Origin of the sequence: Sphingomonas sp. MMS24-J45 (assembly GCF_044881195.1) — a bacterium.
Classification (GTDB): domain Bacteria; phylum Pseudomonadota; class Alphaproteobacteria; order Sphingomonadales; family Sphingomonadaceae; genus Sphingomonas.
Map to the genome: position 1 here is coordinate 2,435,659 of NZ_CP173255.1, position 18,279 is coordinate 2,453,937.

The window sequence follows — 18,279 nt, forward strand, 5'->3', positions numbered from 1 at the left end:
ATCGGAGTGATCGCATGGCCGGACGTGTGGTGCGCAATATCGAACGGGCTGATGCCGCGGTGATCGACGGGCTGGGTGCATGCGGGGTCGCTACCGTGCACGAAGCGCAAGGGCGGATCGGCCTGCTCGGTAGCCGCTTGCGGCCGATCTATCCCGGCGCGCGGGTCGCCGGATCGGCTGTTACCATCTCTGCTCCTCCGGGCGACAACTGGATGATCCATGTCGCGATCGAACAACTGCAGGCGGGTGATATCCTCGTGCTCGCGCCGACATCGCCGTGTGAGGACGGCTATTTCGGCGACTTGCTCGCTACCTCGGCGCAGGCGCGCGGGTGTCGCGGGCTGGTGATCGACGCAGGCGTGCGCGACGTGCGCGACCTGACGCAGATGGGATTTCCGGTCTGGTCGAAGGCGGTGTTCGCGCAAGGGACAATCAAGGTGACGCTGGGATCGGTCAACGTGCCGATCGTGTGTGCGGGCGTGGCCATCGAGGCGGGCGACGTGATCGTTGCGGACGATGATGGTGTGTGCGTGGTCAAGCGCGCGGAGGCGGTTAGCGTGCTCCAGGCCGCGCAGGAGCGTGAGGCGAAAGAAGAGGACAAGCGCCGGCGCCTCGCCGCGGGCGAACTGGGCCTCGACATTTACGACATGCGCGGCAAGCTCTCGGCACTCGGGCTGACCTATGAGTGAAGGCGTCGCGTGCATGTGGATGCGCGGGGGTACCTCCAAGGGGGCCTTCTTCCGTGCCGAGGATTTGCCGAGCGATGCGGCTGCGCGTGACGCTTTCCTGCTGCGGATCATGGGATCGCCCGACCCACGCCAGATCGACGGGATGGGCGGTGCCGATCCGCTGACCTCCAAGGTCGCGGTGGTTTCGAAATCGGCGCGCGATGGGGTCGATGTCGACTATCTCTTTCTGCAAGTCTTCGTCGATCAAGCGATCGTCAGCGACAGCCAGAATTGCGGTAATATGCTGGCAGGCGTCGGACCGTTTGCGATTGAGCGCGGCCTCGTCCCGGCGACGGGTGACGAGACGCGCGTCGCGATCTTCATGGCCAATACCGGCCAGGTGGCGGTCGCTACGATCTCGACGCCTGGCGGCATCCCGAGTTACGACGGTGGTGCGAGGATCGACGGCGTACCCGGTAGTGCTGCGCCGGTCCCGCTCGAATTCCGTGATACCGCCGGATCGTCCTGCGGTGCGCTGCTGCCGACCGGTAACGCCGTCGATACGATCGAGGGTGTCGCGTGCACGCTGATCGACAATGGCATGCCGTGCGTCGTGTTCAAGGCAAGCGATGTCCGCGCGACCGGCTATGAAGACCGCGATACGCTCGATGCCGATACCGAGCTCAAGGCCCGGATCGAGGCGATCCGGTTGACGGCTGGGCCCTTGATGAACCTCGGCGATGTCACCGCGAAATCGGTGCCCAAGATGATGCTCGTCGCCCCGCCTGCGCACGGCGGTGCGGTGACGGTGCGAAGCTTCATTCCGCACCGCGCACATGCCACGATCGGCGTGCTCGGTGCGGTGAGCGTGGCGACCGCCTGCCTTGTCCCCGGATCGCCCGCCGCCGAGGTGGCGGACATTCCCGACGGGAACCGCAAGACGCTGTCGGTCGAACATCCGACGGGCGAGATGACGTGTGTTCTCGAACTCGGCGCGGACGGGCAAGTCGCGAGCGCCGCCTTGCTGCGCACCGCACGCAAATTGATGGACGGGCAGGTTTTCGCATGAGCACCGACGCACAGGGCCGCATCCGGAGCTGGACGCTCGAACCTTCCGTGCCACGCTTCGTCCCGCCGCCGGGTGCGGTCGATGCGCATTGCCACGTGTTCGGCCCGGCGGATCGCTTTCCGTTCAGCCCGCTCGCTAAATATCACCCGCAGGATGCCGGGCCGGACATGTTGTTCGCCTTGCGCGACCGACTTGGCTTCGCCCGCAACGTGATCGTGCAGGCGAGCTGCCACGGCACCGATAATGCCGCGACGCTCGACGCGATCGCGCGGTCGAACGGGCGCGCGCGGGGCGTCGCAGTCGTGGATCCGGCGATCTCGGCTGCCGATCTGAACGCGCTGCATGCAGGCGGCATTCGTGGCATCCGCTTCAATTTCCTGAAGCGCTTGGTCGATAATGCGCCGAAGGACAAGTTCCTGGAGGTGGCATCGCGGCTCCCCGCCGGATGGCATGTCGTTGTCTATTTCGAGGCGGATATTCTGGAGGAAATGCGGCCCTTCCTCGCCGCGATCCCGGTGCCGATCGTGATCGACCACATGGGCCGTCCCGACGTGACGCAAGGTCCGGAGGGGGCCGACATGCGCGCGTTTCGCGGCCTGCTCGATAGCCGCGACGACATCTGGTTCAAGGCGACCTGTCCCGATCGCCTCTCGCCGCAGGGTGAGCCCTATGACGATTTCGTCGCTGCGGTCGCACCCCTGGTCAACGACTATCAGGATCGCGTGCTGTGGGGCACCGATTGGCCGCACCCCAACATGGAGCATCGCATTCCGGACGATGGCGGGCTGGTCGATATCATTCCGCGTATCGCGCCGACAGAGACGCTGCAGCATAAGCTGCTCGTCGCCAATCCCATGCGGCTGTATTGGCCCGAGGAGCTGGCGTCGGGCCAGTCCTCGTGACGCGCCCGATCGTCGTATCGCGGAGTGGCCAGCATCTGACGATCGATCTGCATTGCCATCTCGGCATTGCCGCAGCCGATGCGCTGGTGCAGCAAAGCTATCCTGGCCCGCCGCCCGGCATCCACGATTTCACCAGTGCGAAAACGGCCGAGGTCAACCGCGCGCAATTCGCCGAGATCGGGTGCAAGCTCTACGGCGTCGATACGCGGATCGCTGACATGGACCGGCTCGGCATCGACGTGCAGGCGATCTCGCCGAGCCCGGGGCAGTATTTCTATTTCACCGACCCCGAGACCGGGCGAGCGGCGGCACGGTTGGTCAATGACGGCATCGCCGCGGCCGTGGCGCAGCATCCCGATCGCCTCGTCGGCATGGGCACCGTGCCGCTGCAGGACATGGACATGGCGGTCGTCGAACTGCATCGCTGCGTCCGCGAACTCGATCTGCGCGGGATCGAGATCAGTTCCAACGTCAACGGCGTGGACCTGCACGACCTGCGCTTCCGCCCATTCTTCGCCGCCGCCGAGGAGGCTGGGGTGCTGCTCTTCCTGCACCCGCTCGGCTTCACCCACGCACACCGGATGAGCGAATTCTATTTCAACAATCTGATCGGCAATCCGCTCGAATCGACGCTCGCGGTGGGGCATCTGATCTTCGGCGGCGTGCTCGATCGCTATCCGGGCCTGCGCATCTGCGTGGCGCACGGCGGGGGGTATCTGCCGGGTTATTGGGGGCGGATGGACCACGGCTGGCGCGCCCGCGCCGATTGCAACGAGCAGTGCCGCCACGAACCGTCAAGCTATCTGCGCAAGCTTTGGTTCGACACTTTGGTGTTCGACCGGGATCAGCTCGACAGCCTGGTGCGGACACACGGCGCGGCGCGGCTGTGCATGGGCAGCGATTACCCCTTCGATATGGCCGAGCCCGATCCGGTCGGCTTCCACCACAATCTGACCGAGATGGAGCGAGCGATGATCCTTGGCGCAAACGCCGCCCAGCTCCTCGGAATTGAGGAGACGGCACAAGAAGCATAACATCTGGTGATGGATGACCATCATTAAATTCGATTTCGCTTTATGAAGCAGCGCTGCTACCCGACCCTCAGAAAAAAGAACTCTTGGGGAGGATTACGATGCGGAAGCAGTATCTTTGCGGCGTTGCGGCAGCCACGATGATGTGGGCAGTCAGCGCGCAAGCCCAGTCTCAGCCGAGCGACGCACAGCCCGCACCATCGACCGCGCCCGCCGCCGCCACACCCGAAGAAAATCAGGAAGGCCTGCAGGACATCGTCGTCACCGCGCAGCGTCGCAGTGAATCGCTGCAACGCGCCGCCATCGCTGCAACGGCGGTAACCGGCGATACGCTGGTCAATGCCGGCGTCACCGACCCGGCGCAGCTGACAAAGCTGATCCCGGCACTCACCGTCCAGCCGGTTGGCATTTCGTCGAGCTTCTTCATCCGCGGCGTCGGCGCGACCGCAATCAACTCGTTCCAGGAAAATGCCATCGCCTTCTCGGTCGGCGGCGTTTTCTATGCGCGTCCGACTGCGCCTGCCGCGACCTTCTTCGATCTCGACCGGATCGAGGTGCTGAAAGGGCCGCAGGGCACGCTCTATGGCCGCAATGCGACCGGCGGCGCGATCAACCTCATCCCCAAGCGCCCTGAGCTTGGCCGCTTCAGCGCCGATTTCAGCGCCGAATATGGCAATTACAACGCGTTCAAGACGCAGGGCGGGATCAACATCCCGATCGGCGATACGCTGGCGTTGCGCGTTGCCGGGCAGCTCGTCGATCGCAAGGGCTATCTGTCCGACGGCTATGACGACGAGAAGACGCAAGCCGTGCGCGCGACCTTGCTGTGGAAGCCGAGCGACCGCTTCTCGATGGTCTTCGCCGCCGATTATTCGCACCAGGGTGGCAAGGGTGTCGGCGCGGTGCTGGTGCCGACGCCGGTGACCCCGAACGCCCCGGCGATCAGCGACCGCATCGGTGCGGCCGATCCGCGCATCACCGCACTGCTGCAGCAACTGACCGTGTCGCAGTTCAAGTTTATCCCGCCCTTCTCGTTCCTGCCGGCCGCCGCGCTGCCGACCGCAGTCACCAATCCGGCGCTCGACGGGTTCCAGAACAACACCTTCTATGGCGGATCGGTCACCGCGAATGGCGACATGGGCTTTGCCGACCTGACGACGATCCTCGCCTATCGCAAGACCAAGCCGAACCTGCTGACCTACGCCCCGGGCTTCCCCGGTCGCTTCATCGAGGATGATGACCAGATGTCGGCCGAATTGCGGCTGACCTCCAAGAGCGACCAGGCGCTGCGCTACGTCCTGGGTGCCTTCTATTTTTACGAACAGCAGGCAGGCTATAACAATTACAACCAGGGCATCTTGGCCAATACCGAATATTTCCCGCGGCTTAAGACCGAGAGCAAAGCGGTGTTCGGGCAATTGACCTATGCGGTAACCGACACGTTCCGTATCGTCGGCGGCGGGCGCTATACACAGGAAGACAAGAGCCTGACCGGTTCGACCCGCAACACCAGCTTCTTCGTGCCCAACCCGCCGTCAGTGCCGATCAGCGGCAATCTGAGCTTCGGGAAATTCACTTGGAAGGCGGGCGTCGAATGGGATGTCGCGCCGCGTTCGCTGATCTATGCGAACGTCTCGACCGGCTTCAAGGCAGGCGGTTTCTACCCCTCAGCGGGCCGCAATACTTATGCGCCGGAGACGCTGACCGCGTACACGTTGGGCTCCAAGAACCGCTTCTTCAACAACACGCTGCAGGTCAATCTCGAGGCGTTCTACTGGCAGTATAAGGACCAGCAGATCAGCTATGTCGGGCCGATCGAGGCGACGCCTGGCAACTTCGCGCAAGCCGGCGTGACGGTGAACGCCGGGCGCGCGCGCATGTATGGTGCGGAGGCGGAAGTCGTGTTCCAGCCGACGCGCAACGACACGCTCGGTGCGACGGTGCAATATCTCAACTCGCGCTATTCGAGCCTGGTCTATAACGCGATTTCGTCGAGCGGCGCGCCGCTGGTGACGTCGTGCGCCGTCCGGCCCGACACGCGCGTCGCGACGCCGCCGACGCGGCTGTTCATTGTGGATTGCTCGGGCAAGCCCGGCGTCAATGCGCCGGAACTGACGCTCAATCTCAACTATGAGCACCGCTTCGAGCTCGGCAACGATTACACGCTCACAGCGGGTGCGCGCAGCCGGATCGAGACGTCGAGCTGGCTTAACCTCGACTATCTCGATTATCAGAAGCGTGGTTCGTCGACGACGTCGGATGCGTACATCACGCTGACGGCGCCGCAGGCGCGCTGGACGCTCACTGGCTTCGTCAACAATTTCGAGAATAGCACGGTGTTCGCAGGCGGCCTGACGCGGCCGATCACCAACACGACGATCCTGACGCTGCGCCCGCCGCGGACGTACGGCGCGCGTGTCGGCTTCCACTTTTGAGCGCTGACGCAAGCGAGTTCCGCCGCGGCTGGCCAACGGTGCTTGCCGCGGCGGCCGGGGTCGGGCTCGGCATTGCCGGGCTGCTGACCTATACGGCGGGCATCTTCGCCAAGGATCTCGGCGTCGCGATCGGGTTGAGCCGCACCGCGCTCGGCGGGGCGTTCTTCCTGTCGACCGTCACGCTGGCGCTGGCCTTGCCGCTGGTCGGATGGGCGGTCGATCGCTTCGGCCCGCGCTGGCCCGCGATTTTCGGGTCGGCGTCGCTGTCGGTCGGATTCCTGCTGCTCGGCACCGCGGTCGCTTCGGTACCAGCCTATATCGCGATCATGGCGGGGATCGGCTTTTTCGCCGCCTGCTCAGCCCCGGTCGCCCATACCCGCGCGGTCAACGCGGTGTTCGATCGATCGCGCGGGCTGGCGCTCGGGTTCACGCAATTGGGAATCGGCATCGCTGCGATGGTCGTGCCGCCCGTGCTCGCCGCGATCGTGGCGACGCGTGGATGGCAGGCGGGCTATCTCGCGCTCAGCGTCGTGGCGCTGCTCGGGATCGTACCCGCCCTGACGCTGCCGACTGGTCCACCGCTCGCACGCCGCAACACCGAAGTTGCACCGCCTAACGAGATGCGTTCGCCGACCTTCATCCTGCTGCTGTTGTCGTTCGGGATGATGGCGCTCGCCTTTGCCGGTCTGCTGCCGCATTTCGTGCCGATGCTGCGCGATGGCGGGATGGACCCGCGATCCGCCGGAGCGCTGGCCGGGGTGATCGGTGCTTCGGTGATCGTCAGCCGCGTGGTGGTCGGCTGGCTCGCCGACCGGATCGACGCCCCGCGCATCGCCGCGACGTGCTGCGCGCTCTGCGCTCTCGGATGTCTGGCGCTGGCGTGGCAGGGTGCCGCGCTCGCCTGGGTCGGCGCGATCGCGCTCGGCACGGCGATGGGATCGGAGGCGGATCTGATCGGGTTCCTGACGGCGCGTTATTTCGGCATGGCCAATTATGGTCGGCTCTATGCCGTGCAATATGCCAGCTTCATGCTGATGGCGGGGCTCAGCCCGTTATGGGTCGGCGCGCTGGCGGATTATACCGGCGGCTATCGCGCGCCGCTGCTGGTGACGGCGGCGGGATTGGTGGTCGCGATTGTCCTGTTCGTGTGTCTTCCGCGAACTCAGCCGGCGTGAACCTCGGGGAGAGGCGCACCATCGACCAGCCGCGGTAGCGCCTCGGTCAGCACGAACAGGATGCGCGCCGGTTTGTCGGCCGAGGGATTGCGCCAGGCGTGGATCGTGCCGCGCTGGACAACCACGTCGCCGGGGCCGAGCCTGGTGACCGCGCCATCGTCAAGCTCCAGCTCGACCGTGCCGGACATGATCACCCCGTAATCCAGGCTGTTCGAGCGATGCATCGGCGAAACCCCGCCGGGCAGCATATCGACGATCCGTACGACCGATCCGCCGTGCAGCGTAAGTCCGGCGGGGCGCGTCCGCCCATCGGTATCGTCATTGTTATCGACCGGCAGCGTCGGGCTGGTCCAGATCAGTGCAAAAGCCGCATCGCCCGAAGGGATGGGCGTTGGAGTCAGTTGCTCATCGATCGTGACGACCGCACGTCCGGCGGCGTCATGCCCGGTGACGACGCGGCGGAACGGGCTGGTCATCCGAGATCCTCCAAAGCGTGGGTGACGAGCCGGTCGATATCGCCGTCATGCGCGAAACCGAGCGCGTCAGCGGTCGGGGTGCTGAGCGGTGGATAGCTGCCGAACGCGTGCTCGATCGCAGGATCTGATGCGTACTCGACCCGCATTGCGCGTGCGGTGTGTCGGGTCAGCGCTGCGACCAGATCGGCCATCTCGACCCGCAGTGCGGGCAGCGTGACCGCCGCCCCGTCCGGCTCATCCGCGCCGCCGCGCTCCAGCGCATGGACGATGTTCTCTGCCGCACAGCGGACCGACATCAGCCAACTCGTCGCGCTTGCCGAAACGGGAAGCGCGATCGGCGTGCCGTCGCGCGCCGCGCGGAACAGGTCGCTCAGAAATGCGGATTTGAGGCCGGCGCCATCCCCCGGCCGTGCGACCAGGCCGGGCAAGCGCAGCGCGATCGGATCGAGGTCGCCCCGGCGCTTGAGCGTCGCAAGCCACGCCTCGATCAGCGCCTTATGCCCACCATAAAGCATCGCCGGACGCAGCGGCGTTGCGTCATCGACATGGTCGCGCTCGGCGACGTCGCTGAACACCGCGATGCTGCTGGCATAGACGAACCGCCGCACCCCGTGGCGGACGGCGGCGTCGGCGAGCGCTTGCGTCGCCTCGACGTTGATGCGCCAGCCGCGCTGTGGATCGGCCTCGCACGCCCCGCCGGGCAGCGTCGCCAGGTGAATCACCGCATCGCTCGGCGTTGCAAACAAGCTTGCTAGGGTCTCCGGGTCTGCAAGATCGCCGACCATCGCCTCGGCGGCGGGGCCGGGGACAAGGTCGGTTGCCATCACGTCATGCCGCGCCGTGAGCCGGGCAACGACCTGCTGCCCCAGAAACCCCGCCGCGCCCGTGACGATGACGCGCATCGGCGGCGTCAGGCCTGCACGACGCGCTGGTCGATCGCCCCGAACAGGGGGCCGCCGTCGAGGCTGCGCGCCTCCATCCGCACGCGATCCCCGAAGCGCAGGAACTCGGTGATCGGCCTGCCCTGCTCGATCATCTCGATCCCGCGCCGTTCGGACACGCAGGTCGATCCAGCGGTTCGATAGTCCTCGTTCGATACGGTGCCGGACCCGATGATCGTGCCGGCCGGCAGTGAGCGCGTCCGCGCCGCGTGCGCGATCAGGTCATGGAACCCGAACGCCATCTCGCGACCATTCGGGTGGCCGAAGTGCGCCCCATTCCACGTCACAGTCAGCGGCAGGCAGACGCGGCCATCCTGCCATGCCTCGCCCAGCGCATCGGGTGTCACCGCAACCGGCGCGATGCTGCACGCTGGCTTGGCCTGAATCCAGCCAAAGCCGGTCTTCATCTCAACGGGCGCCAGCGTGCGCAGCGACCAGTCGTTGATCTGCACGATCAGCTTGATGTGCGCCATGGCATCGGCCGCCGAAACGCCCATCGGCACGGCGTCGGTGATGATGCCGAATTCGCCCTCGAAATCGATCCCGTCCGCCTCGGTGGGGAAGGGCACATCCGCCTGCGCGCTGAAGAATTGATGCGACATGCCCTGGTACATCAGCGGCAAATCGGTTTCGATCGGCGGCATCTTGAACGCCTGCTGCATCAAAACGCCGTGGCTTGGGAAGGCCGACCCGTCGAGCCACTGCCACGCGCGTGGCAAGGGCGCGATCAGCCGGGCCGGATCGAGCGCTTCGCCGCCACCGTCTGCAAGCACGCGTGCCGTGGCATGCAGCGTATCACGGTGCGCGTCCCACGCGTCGAGCAACTGCTGCAAGGTCGCGCTCGGGCCATAGGCGTATCGCGCATGATCGGCGGACACCAGGACCAGACGCCCGTCCGGGCTGCCATCGTGCAGGGTCGCGAGCATCATCGAATCTCTCCTTGCGGCACAGTCACTCGTCGAAGATCGCGACGGCGCGCGTCCAGCCTGCCGACGCGCCCTTGATCTTGTGCGGGAAGCAACTGACGGTGAAGCCGTGCGGCGGCAGCGTTTCGAGATTGGTCAGCTTTTCGAGGTGGCAATATCCGATGTCGCGCCCCGCCTTATGCCCTTCCCAGATCAGCGAAGTGTCGCCCGTCTCCGCCACGCGCTTCGCGGTATAGCTGAACGGCGCGTCCCAGCTCCACGCATCGGTGCCCGTCACTCGCACGCCGCGTGAGGTGAGGTACATCGTCGCCTCATACCCCATGCCGCATCCGGCATTGAGAAAGTCCGGGCCGCCAAGCGCCGCGCCAGCGCGGGTGTTGACCAGCACGATGTCGAGCGGTTGCAGATCATGCCGGATCCGCGCGAGTTCGGCCTCCACATCGGCGGCGGTCACGACATAGCCATCGTCGAACCCCCGAAAATCGAGCTTCACGCCGGGGCGAAAGCACCAGTCGAGCGGCACTTCGTCGATCGCGATCGCGCGCGCGCCGCCGTCCATCGTCGGATGATAATGCCATGGCGCATCCAGATGCGTGCCGTTGTGCGTCGTCAGTGTCACCGTCTCCGCCGCGCCGAAGCCGAGGCCGCCGGGCAACTGCTCGGCGGTCAGCCCGGGGAAGAACGGCTGCATCTCTGCAACCGTCTCGAGATGGGTCTGATACGTGATCTTCGGTCGCATGAACGGTGGGTCGGCGACCGTTTCATTGTCCAGGGTGATCGACAAATCGACGAAGCGGCGAGTCGGGGGCAGCGAGTCATGGGCGGTTCCGGATTGGGGCGGTCATCGCGCGGTGAACGGCATAAGGCGTTACCACGGCGGAGAGAATGGCGGCGAAGGCGATCTTGATCCCGAGCGCCGGGGCCGCGGGCACGCTCGCGACATGCGAGAAGACCAGCCACGCGCCGCCCCCCGCGACGATCACCGAGCCGATCGCCAACAGGAACGCGCGGACGATGACCGGGGCAATGGCGGTCCCGCTACCCCGCCGGATCAACAGGCTCGGAATAAGCGTGCCCATCAGCGCGACGAAGAACGCCTGCGGTAAAAAGTCCGCCCCGAACGCCCCGCCCGGGATCGGCGCGCTCAGCCCGAACACCGCGAAAAAGAACCCGATCGTGATCGCCACATTGATGACGATGCTCACCACGGCTTCGCGCAGGAGGACGCGGGCGTTCACCCGGTCCGCCCGCCAAGCTTCTCCGCGAACCAGTCTGCGATGTAATCGCGGCCGAAGCTCATATTGTCGGCCCCGACATGCTCCACACCGCCCTCGCGCGGGGTGAAGATCTTCAACTCGCGCTCGGCGCTGTTGGTAAGCTGGTCATACGCCTGATGCGCGTAATCGAGCGCGATCTGCCGGTCCTTCTCGCCATGTGTGACGAGGAAGGGGACGGTGATCCGCTCCATCACGCCGTCGAGCGTCATGCCTTTCGATTTCTCCAGGAAATCGTCCATGTCCTTGGCACCGAACACCCAGTGCACATGGCCCCAATAATGCGGCACGGGGTTTTCGCCCTCGCGGCGCAGGCGCTTGTGCTGGACTTCGGCCCAATTGTGGTTTGCCCCCCAGACCGCACCCGCGGCAAAACGCGGTTCGAACGCGACAGCACGTGGCGCGAAATAGCCGCCGAGCGAAATGCCGGTCATGCCGAGCCGGGCCGGATCGACGAACGGCTGCGTCTCCGCCCAGTCGAGCCATTTCGAGGCCCAGCGTTCGGATTCGTGCGTGACGGGCAGATCGTGCAACCTGATCGCTTCGCCGGTGCCGGGTTGATCGACGCTCAGCGTAGAGATGCCGCGCTTGGCCAGCGCATCGGGCAGCCAAGAGAAATACAGCAGCTCCTTGGTGCTATCGAGCCCGTTGCAATAGACGACCAGCGGGGCAGGGCCGTTCACGCCCTCGGCGCGCGTCAGCAACGCGGTAAGCTCCGCGCCCTCGTAGGGAATGACGACGCGTTCGACATTGTCGCCCGCCATCCGCGTGCCGTTGGCAAAGGTCTCGAGCGCCTTGGCATAGGTTTCCTGCCGCCCGGCCGATCCATGCGCCTGCATCCGCTCCGCCACGCCAAAATACAGCGCCGCACGCTTCAGCTTCTCTCCTGCGGAGAACCGCCGTCCCTTGGCTTCATCCTCGCGCGCAAGCTCGACCAGACGATCGCCCATCTTGGCCCATTCGCGCATGAAGGCTGGCGTGCCGACCTCCTCGCCGCGCTCCATCGCCTCGCGCAGCGGTTGGCACATGTCGACGATCTCGCCGATCCGTCCGCCACTTTCCAGCGCGATCGCGACGCTCAGGTTCCAGATATAGTTCGGGAAATATTCGAACAAAGCCATTGGATCAGGCCTCGACCGGCACGAACAGGCCGACATCAGCATGCGGGTGCGGCATGGTCTGCGGGCCGCCGACGCCGATGCCCCACTGATCCATGACCTTCGGGCCCGGATCATGCACCTTGGCCTCATGCGCCTCGAAATCGACCTCTTCGACCTCCGACGTGTATTCGACGGCAAAGCCGCCGGGCGTGGTGAAGTAGCTGAAGGTGTTGTTGCCCGCGGTATGCCGCCCCGGGCCCCAGCGGATGTCGGTGCCGCTATGCTTCAACCGCTGGATGCCGCGCATCATGTCGTCGACCGTCAGCATGTCGTACGCGACATGGTTCAGGCAAGGCGGTCCGGGCAGCACCGCGAGCCGGTGATGCACGGTGTTGCAGCGCAGGAAGCACATGAAGTCGCCGAGCCAGTCCGACACCTTGAAGCCGAGCACGTCGACGAAGAATTGCACCATCGCCTTATGATCGGGCGAGTGCAGCACGATGTGGCTGATCTTCTGCGGGATCCCGTCCCAGCGGGCGAGCTGGCGAGAGGGGCCGCGCGCAACGTCGCTCGACACTTCGAACGGCAGGCCGTCAGGCGAGAAGAAGCGGAAGCCGTACCCGCCGCCGAGCGTCTGAAGCTCCTGCGGGGCAAAGATGATCTTGCAGCCGGCTGCGACGACCTTGTCGTGCAGCGCTTCCACCTCCGCGTGGGTGGCGGCGGCCAGTGCGATCACGTCGATCCGCTGTTCCTCGGCCTGGCGCAGGCGCACGACATGGTGTTCGTCATGCCCTTCGCACGCGAAATAGACCATCCCGTCCTGCGTGCCGACTTCGCGCAACTTCCAGGCGTCGCGGTAGAAATTGCGCTCCGCCTCAAGGTCGGAAACGCCGTAGCCGACGTACCGGATTTCATTCACTCGTGCCATGTGATCTCTCCCGGCCGATCAGATCGGCTGTGCTACGATTTGGAACATTTCGGACGTGGCGGCAGCCTGGTCGACGCGCTCGCCCGCAACTTGCGCTGAGCAGATCGCGACCGATGCATCGACGATGTAGCGGCACCGCTCGACGCGCCGCGCATGGAAGGCGGTGAAGGCCGCCTCCGGATCGTCATGCCGCGATATCTCTTCGGCCAGCACAAGGCTGTCCTCGATCGCCATGCCCGCCCCTTGCCCCAGATGTGGGGTGGTGGCGTGCACCGCGTCGCCGAGCAATGCGATCCGGCCACGATGCCACGGCCCGTCGAGGAACAGCGTCTCGAGCGGCTTGTAGACGACCTCTGCATCGTCGGTGATCTGTTCCGCCAGCGCCTGGATTTGCGGCGCGGGCACGCCACGCAATTTGTCGCGCATCGCCGCCGCGATGCCCTCGCGCGGATAGCGCGGATTGCCGGGCTCCGGCGTCGTCACATACATGTACATTTGTGTCGGCGAGGTCGGTACCAGCCCGACGCCGGTCGGACCCTCGAACACGGCAATGGCGCTTTCATCTCCGGTGCGCGGGAAATTGTAGCGCCACACGCCCTGGCCGACGAAGCGCGGCTGCGGCACGTCCGGGAACAGCATCGCGCGCGTCTCGGAATAGAGACCGTCGGCTGCCACGACCATGTCGTAGCGGCCAGTGCTGCCGTCCGAAAAGCGTGCGTCCACGCCCGCGCCGTCATCGTTCAACTCGGTCGCCGTTACGCCCAGCCGCACCGTGGCCCCCGCCGCCTTGGTGCGATCCCCCAGCACCTTGTGCAGCGCGGGCCGCCCGATGCCGATATTGGCGGGATAATCCTCGACCAGCTTGGGGGTGGGGACGCTCGCCACTTTCTGTCCGGTCGGGATGTAGATGTCGACTCGGTCGAACGCGCAGCCCGCATCGAGATAATCGTCGAGAATGCCGAGCTGTGCGACCGCGCGGATCACGTTTGCCTGTTGGATGATGCCGACGCCGTAGACCGACCAATCCGGATCGCGCTCGATCACGTCCACGTCATGGCCACGCTGACGCAGCGCGATAGCCGAGGTCAAACCGCCGATGCCTCCGCCGATCACCAGGATCCGCGCCATACTCTCTCCACCTTTTTATCTTCGCTGAGCGCATGATAGAGGTGGGGCCGAGCATGCAGAAGTTTATTGTTCTGATCGATATCCATCAATATTGTTGATGCGAGGTGATCCTGTCTGGCTCATATGGCGCAGCACGTCGATCAACCAGCGCAGCCCGGCATCGGTCGCGCGGGTCGGATGGAACTGCACGAGTTCCTTGAGCGGCGGCATGTCGATCGGTAACGGCTGGACGGCCAGCGGCAACCCCGGCAGGAATGTCGCGGCCAGCCGTTCCTGCAGCACCGCGATGCGGCTTGTCCCCACCACCAGGCGCGGCGTCGACGAGAAGGCGGTGGTCGTCACCTCGATCCGGCGACGGCTGGCATAGGCCTCCAGATGCCGCTCTGCGAAAGAAAGTTCGCGTTCCATTCCGATGCGGACCGCGACATGTCCCAGTTCGAAAAATCGATCGACGTCGATCGGCTGGTGCATCGCCGGGTTCCCGCTCCAGCCGACCACGACATGCCGCTCGTCGAACAGCACTTCGGTCGGCGCGCTGGGCGACAGGAACGGTTCGGGGCCGATCACCAAATCGATATCGCCGCGATCGAGCCGCTCGTGAATTTCCGGCCCGGTCGGGAACACGTCGAGCTGCACGCCGGGGGCGATGCTCTGCAGATGCGCGAGCATCGGCGCGATCAGCACGGTCAGGATATAGTCCGACGTTCCGATCGCGAAGCGCCGCTTCGACGTGGCGGGATCGAAGCTGCTCGACAGGTTGATGAAGGCCGATGCGTCGCGCATCAACTGCTTGGTCAGTGGTCGCAGCTCTTCGGCCAGCGGCGTCGGGATCATGCGGCGGCCGACGGCGAGCAGCAGGTCGTCGTCGAAATAGCGACGTAGCCGCGACAAGGCGGCGCTCAGCGCTGGCTGCGTCAGGTTCATCCGCGCCGCCGCCGCGGATACGCTGCGCTCCTCCAGCAGGACGTCGAGCGCGATGATCAGGTTAAGGTCGAGTCCCTTGAAACGCATCTATAGTCCCGTCCCGGCCATGCTGCGACGCCTGATGCACCTTCACGCACCGTTTGTCAGGCACTTGCCGGCATGGTGAGCGCGATGTGGTTCAGCGCGTGTTGATCGCATAGCGGCGGCGGGTGTCCGCGAGCGCGCGGCGCGCTTCCTCGACCGCCAGCTCCTCCGTCTTGAACAATAGATGGTCCATGACCGCGGCCAAATGCGCGCGCATAGCCAGCCGGGCACCGACGGCATCGGCGGCACGCAGCGCTTTGAGAATGGCGGCATGTTCCTCGACCACCGGGCGCACCTTGGCATCGCGCGCCTTGGCATGGAGCAGCGCGCATTCGGGCGATGTCGAACGCAAATGCCACAGATCCTCGATCGTGCGCAGGACGCCCGCGTTGCGGGTGGCGGCGGCAATCGTCAGGTGGAAATCGCGGTCCGCTTCCTCGGTCACGTCGGACTGAAGGTTCTCGGCGGCCATTGCGCGGACCAGCGCATCGAGCTTGGCGAGCTGCTCCGGCGTGATGTGCAGCGCGGCGAGCGCGGCGGCTTCGCCTTCGAACATCAGGCGTGCCTCGGTCAGCTCGAACGCGGTGATCGCAAAGGCCGGCTTCTCGCCTTGCCCAGGTAAGCGCGAGACATAGGCACCCGAGCCAAGCCGCACCTCGATGAAGCCCTGAACCTCGAGTGCGATCAGCGCCTCGCGCACCGCAGGACGGCTCGCGCCATATTCCACCGCCAGTTCGCGTTCGGCGGGAAGCCGGTCGCCGACCGCATAGGCACCCGAATTCAACTGATCGAAAAGCTTGCGGGCAATGCGCTGGTAAAGCCGGTCGTTCGAACCGGCATCCTTCAAATTCGTATCCGGGATCGGTTGATCAGCCATCGCCACTCGCATTGGATTTACCGAAATCCGGTACACATCCTGCTTATAGGGGTGGTCCAGCCCCATGAAAAGCGACGAGATCAGCGTCTGCGACGATCACCGCGGCAGGCGCTGCGCCGTGACCGCGACCGTCTGTGACAGGACCGGCTCGGTCGCCGACTTCGCAATCGCCACCGTATAGTTGCCCCGCTTGATCTGCCATTTGCCGACGGCGGTATCGTATTTCGCAAGCAGGCGCGGATCGACCGTCAGGCTGATCGTCCGGCGCTCGCCGGGGGCCAGTTCGACGCGCTTGAAGCCGAGCAGGCGTGGCTCGACGGAACCGTCGATCGATTGGAGATAGAGCTGCGGCACGTCCGCCCCCGCGCGGCTTCCCGTGTTCTGGACGGTGACGGTCGCGGTCAGCGTTTTGCCGCTGCGCACCGACAAATCCGAATAAGCGAACTGTGTGTAGCTGAGCCCGTGCCCAAAGGCATACATCGGCGTCAGTTTTTGCCGCGCGAACCAGCGATAGCCGACATCGGCGCCCTCGCGCATCGGCACGGTGACCGGCGTATTCTCAGGCGTGCCGAAGCTGTGGATCGCGGTGTACGGCAATTGCTCTACGCCTTGTGGGAAAGTGATCGGCAAGCGTCCCGACGGATTGACCTTGCCGGTCAGCACTTCGGCAATCGCTTGCGCGCCTTCCTGCCCCGGATACCAGGCGGCGACGATTGCCTTCACCTGATCGCGCCATGGCATGGTGACCGGGTTGCCGGTCTGCAGCACGACGATCGTGTTGGGATTGGCCTTGGCGACCGCTTCGACCACGGCATCTTGCCCGCGTGGCAGGGCGAGGTCGGGCGAGTCGAAGCCCTCGACCTCATATTTGTTGACGAACACGATCGCGACATCGGCCTGCGCCGCGGCTGCCGCAGCGGCGGCGGGATACAGGCCGGGGTCGAAGGAAACCTTGGCTTGCGGCGCTGCGGCAGCCAACGCATCGGTCGGCGCCCCTGCGAACCAGCGTGCCACGCGCCACGCGCCCATCTGCCCTGCGCCGCCGATCGGGTCGCTCGCCGCCCAGCCCCTGGGCGGCAGGCCTTGCGACGATCCGCCGCCGGACAGCACGCCGATTTGGGCCTTCTCGCCGATCACCGCGATCGTTCGCGCGCTGCCGGCGATTGGCAGCGCGCCGTCATTCTTGAGCAGCACGATGCCGCGTCGCGCGATTTCGAGCGCGGTGGCGGCGTGTGCTGCCATGTCGACTTTCGGTTGCTGCTTCCAATCGGTGACGCCGACCGCCTTCATCGACCGGAGAATGCGCCGTACCATGTCCGACAGGCGTGCGCGATCGAAGCTGCCATCGGCGAGCTTGGCCTTGAGCGGTGCATCGAACCACACTTGCTTGTCGATTTGTTCGCCCGATTGCTGGTCGAGGCCCTTGGCCGCGAAGTCCGCCCCGGACACCGCGCCCCAATCGCTCATCACCCAGCCCTTATAGCCCCAGTCGCGCTTGAGCACCTGGTTGAGCAGGAAGTCGTTGCCGCACGCCTTCGCGCCGTTGACGAGGTTATAGGCGCACATGATCGATCCCGGCTTGCCCGTCTCGATCGCGATCTGGAACGCGAGAAGGTCGGATTCGCGCAACGCGCCTTCATCGATCGTCGCATTCCAGGTGTGACGGTTGGTTTCGTTCGAATTGAGCGCGAAATGCTTGGCCGTGCTGATCACGCCCGCATCCTGCGCGCCCTTAATCGCCGCGCCACCCATCACGCCGGAGAGCAGCGGATCCTCCGAGATATATTCGAAATTGCGCCCGTTGCGCGGATCGCGCGCCAGATTGATGCCGCCGCCGAGCAGCACGTTGAACCCACGCGCGCGCGCCTCGTGCGCGACGATGTTGCCGCCTTGTCGGGCCAGCTCGGGGTCGAAACTCGCGCCGAGCGCGAGGCCAGCGGGCAGGGCGGTGGCGGCGTCGTTCTTGCGCACGCCGAACGGATTGGTGACGCCGAGACTCGCGTCGGTTTCGCGCAGCGACGGCACGCCCAATCGCGCCACGCCACGCACATAGCCCGCACCCGGCACGACGTCGTCCGGCCAGACCATTTTCGGGTCGCCCAGCCCCGGGATGCGCAGCGCCATGAAGCCGTGGATCAGCGAGAACCGCTCGTCATCGGTCATCTTCGCTTCGGTCTCGGCCGCCCAGCGATCGGCCTCGGCCTCGCGCTGGGATGCGGCAACCGGCCGGGGCTCGGCGCCGGCGGGTGCCTTGCCGGTCGCCGTCGAAGCGATGCAGGCCAGCACCAGCGCGCAGGCGGTGGACGTCTTCATGCGGTCTCGTCCTCAGATAGCAATTGTC

17 protein-coding genes are annotated in these 18,279 nt (G+C 65.5%); 6 read left to right on the forward strand and 11 right to left on the reverse strand.

Translation table 11 applies throughout. The features are described from left to right. Positions 1-14 precede the first annotated feature (14 nt). From AB5I39_RS11835 to AB5I39_RS11860, 6 genes are all read left to right on the forward strand, one after another. Positions 15-689, forward strand: coding sequence for a 4-carboxy-4-hydroxy-2-oxoadipate aldolase/oxaloacetate decarboxylase (locus AB5I39_RS11835; RefSeq protein WP_404366942.1), 675 nt, complete (start codon positions 15-17; stop codon positions 687-689). Then, on the forward strand, positions 682-1,737 hold the full coding sequence (locus AB5I39_RS11840) for a 4-oxalomesaconate tautomerase (RefSeq protein WP_404366944.1): 1,056 nt from the start codon (positions 682-684) through the stop codon (positions 1,735-1,737). Before AB5I39_RS11835 ends, AB5I39_RS11840 begins: the two co-directional genes overlap by 8 nt. Beyond that, positions 1,734-2,639 (forward strand): amidohydrolase family protein, encoded by a 906-nt coding sequence (locus AB5I39_RS11845; RefSeq protein WP_404366947.1) that lies wholly within the window; start codon positions 1,734-1,736, stop codon positions 2,637-2,639. Before AB5I39_RS11840 ends, AB5I39_RS11845 begins: the two co-directional genes overlap by 4 nt. Continuing rightward, positions 2,636-3,673 (forward strand): amidohydrolase family protein, encoded by a 1,038-nt coding sequence (locus AB5I39_RS11850; protein WP_404366950.1) that lies wholly within the window; start codon positions 2,636-2,638, stop codon positions 3,671-3,673. Before AB5I39_RS11845 ends, AB5I39_RS11850 begins: the two co-directional genes overlap by 4 nt. Positions 3,674-3,771: 98 nt before the next feature. After that, a complete protein-coding gene (locus AB5I39_RS11855) occupies positions 3,772-6,105 on the forward strand; it encodes a TonB-dependent receptor (protein WP_404366953.1) in 2,334 nt (777 codons plus the stop codon). Further along, positions 6,102-7,280 (forward strand): MFS transporter, encoded by a 1,179-nt coding sequence (locus tag AB5I39_RS11860; RefSeq protein ID WP_404366956.1) that lies wholly within the window; start codon positions 6,102-6,104, stop codon positions 7,278-7,280. The genes AB5I39_RS11855 and AB5I39_RS11860 overlap by 4 nt, the downstream gene beginning before the upstream one ends. Here AB5I39_RS11860 and AB5I39_RS11865 read toward each other — a convergent pair. From AB5I39_RS11865 to AB5I39_RS11915, 11 genes are all read right to left on the reverse strand, one after another. Beyond that, a complete protein-coding gene (locus AB5I39_RS11865; RefSeq protein ID WP_404366959.1) occupies positions 7,268-7,756 on the reverse strand; it encodes a cupin domain-containing protein in 489 nt (162 codons plus the stop codon). The two genes, AB5I39_RS11860 and AB5I39_RS11865, sit on opposite strands and share 13 nt — an antisense overlap. After that, complete coding sequence (locus AB5I39_RS11870) at positions 7,753-8,658, reverse strand: NAD-dependent epimerase/dehydratase family protein (protein ID WP_404366962.1); 906 nt, start codon at positions 8,656-8,658, stop codon at positions 7,753-7,755. Before AB5I39_RS11870 ends, AB5I39_RS11865 begins: the two co-directional genes overlap by 4 nt. A gap of 8 nt (positions 8,659-8,666) precedes the next feature. Further along, complete coding sequence (locus AB5I39_RS11875) at positions 8,667-9,626, reverse strand: fumarylacetoacetate hydrolase family protein (protein ID WP_404366965.1); 960 nt, start codon at positions 9,624-9,626, stop codon at positions 8,667-8,669. A gap of 22 nt (positions 9,627-9,648) precedes the next feature. Beyond that, on the reverse strand, positions 9,649-10,407 hold the full coding sequence (locus tag AB5I39_RS11880) for a cyclase family protein (RefSeq protein ID WP_404366967.1): 759 nt from the start codon (positions 10,405-10,407) through the stop codon (positions 9,649-9,651). 31 nt (positions 10,408-10,438) lie between these two features. Continuing rightward, positions 10,439-10,861: a hypothetical protein gene (locus AB5I39_RS11885; RefSeq protein WP_404366970.1), complete on the reverse strand. Its 423-nt coding sequence runs from the start codon at positions 10,859-10,861 to the stop codon at positions 10,439-10,441. After that, the gene (locus tag AB5I39_RS11890) at positions 10,858-12,018 is read right to left on the reverse strand and encodes an alpha/beta hydrolase family protein (protein WP_404366973.1); all 1,161 of its coding nucleotides are present in this window, start codon (positions 12,016-12,018) and stop codon (positions 10,858-10,860) included. The genes AB5I39_RS11885 and AB5I39_RS11890 overlap by 4 nt, the downstream gene beginning before the upstream one ends. A gap of 4 nt (positions 12,019-12,022) precedes the next feature. Then, entirely contained in the window at positions 12,023-12,925 is a 903-nt protein-coding gene (locus AB5I39_RS11895; protein ID WP_404366976.1) for a VOC family protein, read from the reverse strand. An 18-nt stretch (positions 12,926-12,943) separates the two neighbouring features. Then, positions 12,944-14,053 (reverse strand): FAD-dependent oxidoreductase, encoded by a 1,110-nt coding sequence (locus tag AB5I39_RS11900; protein WP_404366979.1) that lies wholly within the window; start codon positions 14,051-14,053, stop codon positions 12,944-12,946. A 63-nt stretch (positions 14,054-14,116) separates the two neighbouring features. Next, positions 14,117-15,064 carry a LysR family transcriptional regulator gene (locus AB5I39_RS11905; protein WP_404366982.1) on the reverse strand — a complete coding sequence of 316 codons (948 nt, stop codon included), beginning with the start codon at positions 15,062-15,064 and terminating at the stop codon, positions 14,117-14,119. A 91-nt stretch (positions 15,065-15,155) separates the two neighbouring features. Beyond that, complete coding sequence (locus tag AB5I39_RS11910) at positions 15,156-15,938, reverse strand: FadR/GntR family transcriptional regulator (RefSeq protein ID WP_404366985.1); 783 nt, start codon at positions 15,936-15,938, stop codon at positions 15,156-15,158. Between the two features lie 96 nt (positions 15,939-16,034). Then, the gene (locus AB5I39_RS11915; RefSeq protein WP_404366987.1) at positions 16,035-18,251 is read right to left on the reverse strand and encodes a beta-glucosidase; all 2,217 of its coding nucleotides are present in this window, start codon (positions 18,249-18,251) and stop codon (positions 16,035-16,037) included. Positions 18,252-18,279 lie beyond the last annotated feature (28 nt).